This is a genomic window from Kluyvera sp. Awk 3 (genome assembly GCF_028069715.1).
GTDB classification, from domain to species: Bacteria; Pseudomonadota; Gammaproteobacteria; order Enterobacterales; family Enterobacteriaceae; genus Kluyvera; species Kluyvera georgiana_A.
The window spans coordinates 65858-71973 of record NZ_JANEWH010000008.1 but is presented as its reverse complement, the minus strand read 5'-3'; the positions used below and the strand labels follow the sequence as shown (position 1 = coordinate 71973).

The 6116-nt window shown below is 55.9% G+C and carries 8 protein-coding genes; 6 read left to right on the top strand and 2 right to left on the bottom strand.

Going from position 1 to position 6116, the window contains the following annotated elements; translation table 11 throughout:
• Positions 1–78 precede the first annotated feature (78 nt).
• Both NNN71_RS03625 and NNN71_RS03620 read right to left on the bottom strand, forming a co-directional pair.
• Positions 79–942: a nucleoside-specific channel-forming protein Tsx gene (locus NNN71_RS03625; protein WP_163445906.1), complete on the bottom strand. Its 864-nt coding sequence runs from the start codon at positions 940–942 to the stop codon at positions 79–81.
• 292 nt (positions 943–1234) lie between these two features.
• Positions 1235–1777: a DUF3251 domain-containing protein gene (locus NNN71_RS03620; RefSeq protein ID WP_223804029.1), complete on the bottom strand. Its 543-nt coding sequence runs from the start codon at positions 1775–1777 to the stop codon at positions 1235–1237.
• Positions 1778–1932: 155 nt separating this feature from the next.
• Here NNN71_RS03620 and nrdR point away from each other — a divergent pair, with 155 nt between their 5' ends.
• The 6 genes from nrdR to pgpA all read left to right on the top strand — a co-directional run bounded on the left by nrdR (position 1933) and on the right by pgpA (position 6017).
• Positions 1933–2382 carry a transcriptional regulator NrdR gene (gene nrdR / locus NNN71_RS03615; RefSeq protein WP_061282153.1) on the top strand — a complete coding sequence of 150 codons (450 nt, stop codon included), beginning with the start codon at positions 1933–1935 and terminating at the stop codon, positions 2380–2382.
• A gap of 3 nt (positions 2383–2385) precedes the next feature.
• Positions 2386–3489: a bifunctional diaminohydroxyphosphoribosylaminopyrimidine deaminase/5-amino-6-(5-phosphoribosylamino)uracil reductase RibD gene (gene ribD, locus NNN71_RS03610; RefSeq protein WP_271457895.1), complete on the top strand. Its 1104-nt coding sequence runs from the start codon at positions 2386–2388 to the stop codon at positions 3487–3489.
• Positions 3490–3574: 85 nt separating this feature from the next.
• Entirely contained in the window at positions 3575–4045 is a 471-nt protein-coding gene (ribH, locus tag NNN71_RS03605) for a 6,7-dimethyl-8-ribityllumazine synthase (RefSeq protein WP_001021161.1), read from the top strand.
• A 19-nt stretch (positions 4046–4064) separates the two neighbouring features.
• Positions 4065–4484, top strand: a complete 420-nt coding sequence (nusB, locus tag NNN71_RS03600; RefSeq protein ID WP_064547866.1) for a transcription antitermination factor NusB — start codon at positions 4065–4067, stop codon at positions 4482–4484.
• A 74-nt stretch (positions 4485–4558) separates the two neighbouring features.
• Positions 4559–5533: a thiamine-phosphate kinase gene (gene thiL / locus NNN71_RS03595; RefSeq protein ID WP_167576510.1), complete on the top strand. Its 975-nt coding sequence runs from the start codon at positions 4559–4561 to the stop codon at positions 5531–5533.
• A complete protein-coding gene (pgpA, locus tag NNN71_RS03590) occupies positions 5526–6017 on the top strand; it encodes a phosphatidylglycerophosphatase A (RefSeq protein ID WP_223804031.1) in 492 nt (163 codons plus the stop codon). Before thiL ends, pgpA begins: the two co-directional genes overlap by 8 nt.
• The last annotated feature ends 99 nt before the right edge of the window (positions 6018–6116 follow it).

Below are 6116 nucleotides of genomic sequence, written 5' to 3'. Positions count from 1 at the left end.
ATAAAAGCGAAGTAATATTATTGACGAGCGTGCGTGGAAAAACTTACCGCACAGCATAGCCGTGCGGTAAGGCAAAACTTAGAAGTTGTAACCCACAACCAGGTAGCCACCCCAACCGGTCGATTGACCGTTGAAATCACCTTCGCCCCAGTTCATTTTCGAACCACCTTGCCACTGGCCGCCGTTATGGAAGTAACGGGCAACGACAGAGTAGTGCCAGTGATCGTAGTTCAGCGCCAGAATGTGGCTGGAGGCGATGGAGTTGCTGGTGCGGTTTGGTTCGTCGCCGAGATCTGAACCCCAGTCGAAGTTGGTGAAGCCGATATAGCTCAGCTTACCGCCCCACAGATCGCTGATTGGCACAAAGTATTTCACTTTGAAGCGGTAGCCATCCCACTCGTTTTCGTTCGCGGCGCCGTAGTTCTGCCACTGATATTTCGCATACACGTTCAGAGACAGGCCCATCGGCAGGCCGGTATCGATATCGGTACCCAGACCCATATACCAGGTGCTCTGGCGGCTGGCTTTGTTGTCACCCATATCGTAGATATAGTTGTTCGCGAAGTACCACTCTTTGAACGGGCCGAAGCTCAGATCTGCGCCGGTCAGCTTATCAATAGAGAAGCGTGGTTCGATTTCCATAAACATCGGGGAACCGTCAGACCAGACGCCTTTATCGTTACCGTTACCCCAGTCGAAGGTCTTCGGAATATCGATGTAGCCATAGAAGTCTAACCAATCTTTCTTCGCAAACGCTTCATACTCGAGGTAGACGTCGTTGTTCAGCTTCGGAGAGAAGCGGGTGTGATAGCTGCCTACCACGTTTACGCTCTGGTGCCACCAGTCAGAGACATACTGCGGCTGAGAGTCGCCTGCTGCGTTAGCAGTGAAAGATGCGGAGAGCGCCAGCGCGGCACCGGCTGCCAGTAATGTTTTTTTCATATTTATGCCACTAATAAAAAAATTCGAAAGAGAGTGATTTTTATCACCGAAGTTTTTCTAAATGTTTCGTGTTTCTGCGAGCCTATTATATGAATCCTTGCTCACGAAAATCAGTCACACTTCACACATTTTTCAAACGCGTAATCGATTGCGTTCACGTTTGCGTAGTTTAGACGCGGCGATTGTACTGATGGGGTGAATTATTGCAAATGTTTACATACAGGAAATGTGGTCAATAGAGGGAGCATAGGGGGAAGGGCGGCACTGCATGTCACAGTGCCGATTAGCGAGATTACTGCGCGTTGGCGGGCTGAACGTCGTGGATGCGGACAAAGCCCAGTTGCTCCGGCGTGACGCCGTTAAGCTGCAGCGGAATATCGACGTCGCTTGGCGCCAGCACGCTGGCCGGGGCGGAGAACAGCTGATTTTGCACGTTCACTTCCTGATACTGCTCGGTGGTGCCCTGGATCTGTCCCCATTCCACGGTGCCGGTGAAAGCCGGAAGCGGATCGTTGGACTCACCGGAGATGCGCAACGTAAGCGCCGTCCCTTGAGCGTTGGCGGCAACGTTACGCAATGACATGCGCAACGTGCCTATCTGGCTATTCAGACGGGCAGGGGTATTGGCCCCCGGCAGCAGATAGGCGCCCTTCGTCGATTTGGCGTTCAGCGCATTTTGCTGAGTGATTTTCACCGTTTCTTTGTTAAGCTGCGTCATCTCGCTGCTCAGCGCGCTAATGCTTTGATGCATTTGTTTCACTTCCGACTGCTGCGCGCAGGCGCTCAGGCTGACGAGGCTTCCCAGCAGGGCAATTCTTAGGTAACGTCTTGTCATTCTGTCTGTTCCTTCTCTTCGGGATAACGCAATGGTAGCGTGCAATAGAGCTGATGGCATCGATCCATTGTCTCAAAAACATGCCGCCTTTGTTGTCTTCGCAGTTCAGGGTAAAATAGATTTCATTACACTCACCCTCATCGTCAGGACGTCGTATGCACTGCCCATTCTGTTTCGCCGTAGACACTAAAGTGATTGACTCCCGTCTTGTGGGAGAAGGTTCCTCCGTTCGCCGCCGTCGGCAATGCCTGGTGTGCAACGAACGCTTCACGACCTTTGAGGTCGCGGAGCTGGTGATGCCGCGCGTGGTAAAAAGCAATGACGTGCGCGAACCGTTTAATGAAGACAAACTGCGCAGCGGTATGCTGAGAGCGCTGGAAAAGCGCCCGGTGAGCGCCGATGACGTAGAAATGGCGATTAACCATATTAAATCGCACCTGCGCGCCACCGGCGAGCGCGAAGTGCCGAGCAAACTGCTGGGGAATCTGGTGATGGAACAGCTGAAAAAGCTGGATAAAGTTGCCTATATTCGCTTTGCCTCTGTCTACCGCAGCTTTGAAGATATCAAAGAGTTTGGCGAAGAGATCGCCCGCTTACAGGACTAAGCTATGTACGATGAAATGTACATGGCGCGCGCGCTTAAACTGGCGGCGCGCGGGCGATTTACCACCCATCCCAACCCACGCGTCGGCTGCGTGATTGTCAATCAGGGCGAAATCGTCGGCGAAGGTTTTCACTATCGCGCCGGTGAACCGCACGCCGAAGTGCACGCGCTGCGTATGGCGGGTGAAAAGGCCAAAGGCGCCACTGCTTACGTCACGCTGGAACCGTGCAGTCACCATGGCCGTACGCCGCCGTGCTGCGATGCGTTAATTGCCGCGGGTGTCTCGCGCGTGGTTGCCGCCATGCAGGATCCTAACCCGCAGGTGGCGGGCCGTGGTCTCTATCGCTTGCAGCAGGCGGGTATTGAAGTCAGCCACGGGTTGATGATGAGCGAGGCCGAAGCGTTGAACAAAGGCTTCCTCAAGCGGATGCGTACCGGTTTCCCGTACGTACAGCTCAAACTCGGTGCATCGCTCGATGGGCGTACGGCGATGGCCAGCGGTGAAAGCCAGTGGATCACCTCGCCACAGGCGCGTCGCGATGTGCAGCGCCTGCGCGCCGAAAGCCACGCTATTTTAACCAGCAGCGCCACGGTGCTGGCCGACGACCCGGCGCTGACCGTGCGCTGGGACGAACTGAGCGCAGAAACACAGGCGAACTACCCGCAGGAAAATCTGCGTCAGCCGCTGCGCATTGTGATTGATAGCGGCAATCGCGTGACGCCGGAGCATCGCATCGTGCATCAGCCGGGCGAAACGCTCTTTGCACGTACCGAAGACGATACCCGCGTCTGGCCGGAAGGCGTGCAGACGCTGAAAGTGCCGGAGCATAACGGCCATCTCGATCTGGTGCTGCTGATGATGCAACTGGGCAAACAGCAGATTAACAGCATCTGGGTGGAGGCGGGGCCAACGCTTGCCGGCGCGCTGATTCAGGCGGGGCTGGTGGACGAGCTTATCGTCTATATCGCGCCTAAACTGTTAGGAAGTGATGCGCGCGGATTATGTGTGCTGCCGGGGCTTGAGAAACTGGCTGACGCCCCCCATTTCAAATTCAACGAGATACGTCAGGTTGGACCGGATGTCTGCCTGCATTTAACGGCTGCGTGAGGCTTTCCGAATTAGAGGAAGCAGCGCCCAGAATATTATGATAAAATCCGCCCCCCTGCGGGGCAAATGAACCCAAAGGAACAGTATGAACATTATTGAAGCTAACGTTGCTACCCCGGACGCTCGCGTCGCCATCACCATCGCGCGTTTCAACAACTTTATCAATGACAGCCTGCTGGAAGGTGCTATCGACGCCCTGAAGCGCATTGGTCAGGTTAAAGATGAAAACATCACCGTTGTTTGGGTTCCAGGTGCTTATGAACTGCCTCTGGCGGCTGGCGCACTGGCGAAAACCGGTAAATACGATGCGGTGATCGCGCTGGGTACGGTTATCCGTGGCGGTACTGCTCACTTCGAATATGTTGCTGGCGGGGCAAGCAATGGCCTGGCGCACGTCGCTCAGGACAGCGAAATCCCGGTAGCCTTTGGTGTTCTGACCACCGAAAGTATTGAACAAGCCATCGAACGCGCTGGCACAAAAGCCGGTAACAAAGGTGCTGAAGCTGCACTGACCGCGCTTGAAATGATTAATGTATTGAAAGCCATCAAGGCCTGATTTTTGTAAGGGGAAATCCGTGAAACCTGCTGCTCGTCGCCGCGCCCGTGAGTGTGCCGTCCAGGCGCTTTACTCCTGGCAGTTGTCCCAGAACGACATCGCCGATGTTGAATACCAGTTCCTGGCGGAACAAGACGTAAAAGACGTTGACGTCCTGTACTTCCGTGAACTGCTGTCCGGGGTGGCGACTAACAGCGCGTACCTCGACGGATTGATGAAGCCATACCTGTCCCGTCTGCTCGACGAGCTGGGCCAGGTGGAAAAAGCCGTACTGCGTATTGCACTGTTTGAACTGTCAAAACGTGACGATGTGCCGTACAAAGTGGCCATCAACGAAGCCATCGAGCTGGCGAAAACCTTCGGCGCTGAAGACAGCCACAAGTTTGTCAACGGCGTGCTGGATAAAGCCGCTCCTGCTATTCGTCCCCACAAAAAGTAATCTCCAGGCCGGTGCGCGGGTGGCTTAACGCCATCCCCCCGGCCTTGTTTTATCCTTCTGCTGAGGCATAACGTATGGCATGCGGCGAATTTTCCCTGATTGCCCGTTATTTTGACCGAGTACGAAACGCCCGTCTCGATGTCGACACCGGAATCGGCGACGACTGCGCGTTACTCAATATTCCCGAAAAACAGACGCTGGCTATCAGCACTGACACGCTGGTGGCGGGCAACCATTTTCTCCCTGATATCGACCCGGCCGATCTGGCCTATAAAGCGCTGGCGGTGAACGTGAGCGATCTCGCGGCAATGGGCGCGGATCCGGCGTGGCTGACGCTGGCGCTGACCCTGCCCGCGGTTGATGAAGAGTGGCTGCAGGCATTCAGCGACAGCCTGTTTGACCAGTTAAGCTACTACGATATGCAGCTGATTGGCGGCGACACCACCAAAGGGCCGCTGTCAATGACGCTGGGTATTCACGGTTACGTACCCGTTGGCAGGGCGCTGAAGCGCTCGGGCGCGAAGCCGGGCGACTGGATCTATGTCACCGGCACGCCGGGCGATAGCGCCGCCGGGCTGGCGCTGATCCTCAACCAGCTGGTGATTGATAACCCTGAAGACGCGGCGTATCTGCGTCAGCGTCACCTGCGCCCAACGCCGCGCGTGCTGCAAGGGCAGGCGTTGCGCGATCTGGCCAGTTCAGCAATCGATCTTTCCGACGGGCTGATTTCCGATTTGGGGCATATCCTTAAGGCAAGCGGCGGTCTCGGCGCGCGGATCGACTTGGATGCCATGCCGTATTCTGAAGCGCTGAAGCGCCATGTCTCCACAGAGCAAGCCTGCCGCTGGGCGCTTTCCGGCGGTGAAGATTATGAACTCTGCTTTACCGTGCCGGAGCTGAATCGCGGCGCGCTGGAAGTGGCGCTGGGCCAACTGGGGACACCGTTTACCTGCATCGGGCAGATTAGCGCCGATGTTGAAGGCATGCATTTCACACAAGATGGGAAGGCGGTGACGCTGGACTGGAAGGGGTACGATCACTTTGGCTAAGAATGATATCGCAAAAAGCCGCCTGAACTTGCGCAACCCGTGGCACCTGCTGGCAACGGGCTTTGGCAGCGGCTTAAGCCCGATCGTGCCGGGAACGATGGGCTCGATTGCCGCCATTCCGTTCTGGTATCTGCTGACGTTTTTGCCGCTGCAAATTTATTCGCTGGTGGTGATGTTCGGTATCTGTATTGGGGTCTATATTTGCCGCCGCACGGCGCGGGATATGGGCACCCACGATCACGGCAGTATCGTGTGGGATGAGTTTATCGGGATGTGGATTACCCTGATGGCGATCCCGGCGATGACCTGGCAATGGGTGCTGGCGGGGTTCGTGGTATTCCGTATTTTTGATATGTGGAAACCCTGGCCGATCCGCTGGTTTGACCGTAACGTCCACGGCGGGATGGGGATTATGATCGACGACATCGTCGCCGGGGTCATTTCGGCCGCGATATTGTATGTGGTGGGACATCACGTCCTGTGAGGGCATGACCCTCACCCCGGCCCTCTCCCTGGAAGGGAGAGGGTGAAAACCGAGTCAGTGCGGCTGGGTATAGTCAAAAACTAGCACCGTACAGTCCCC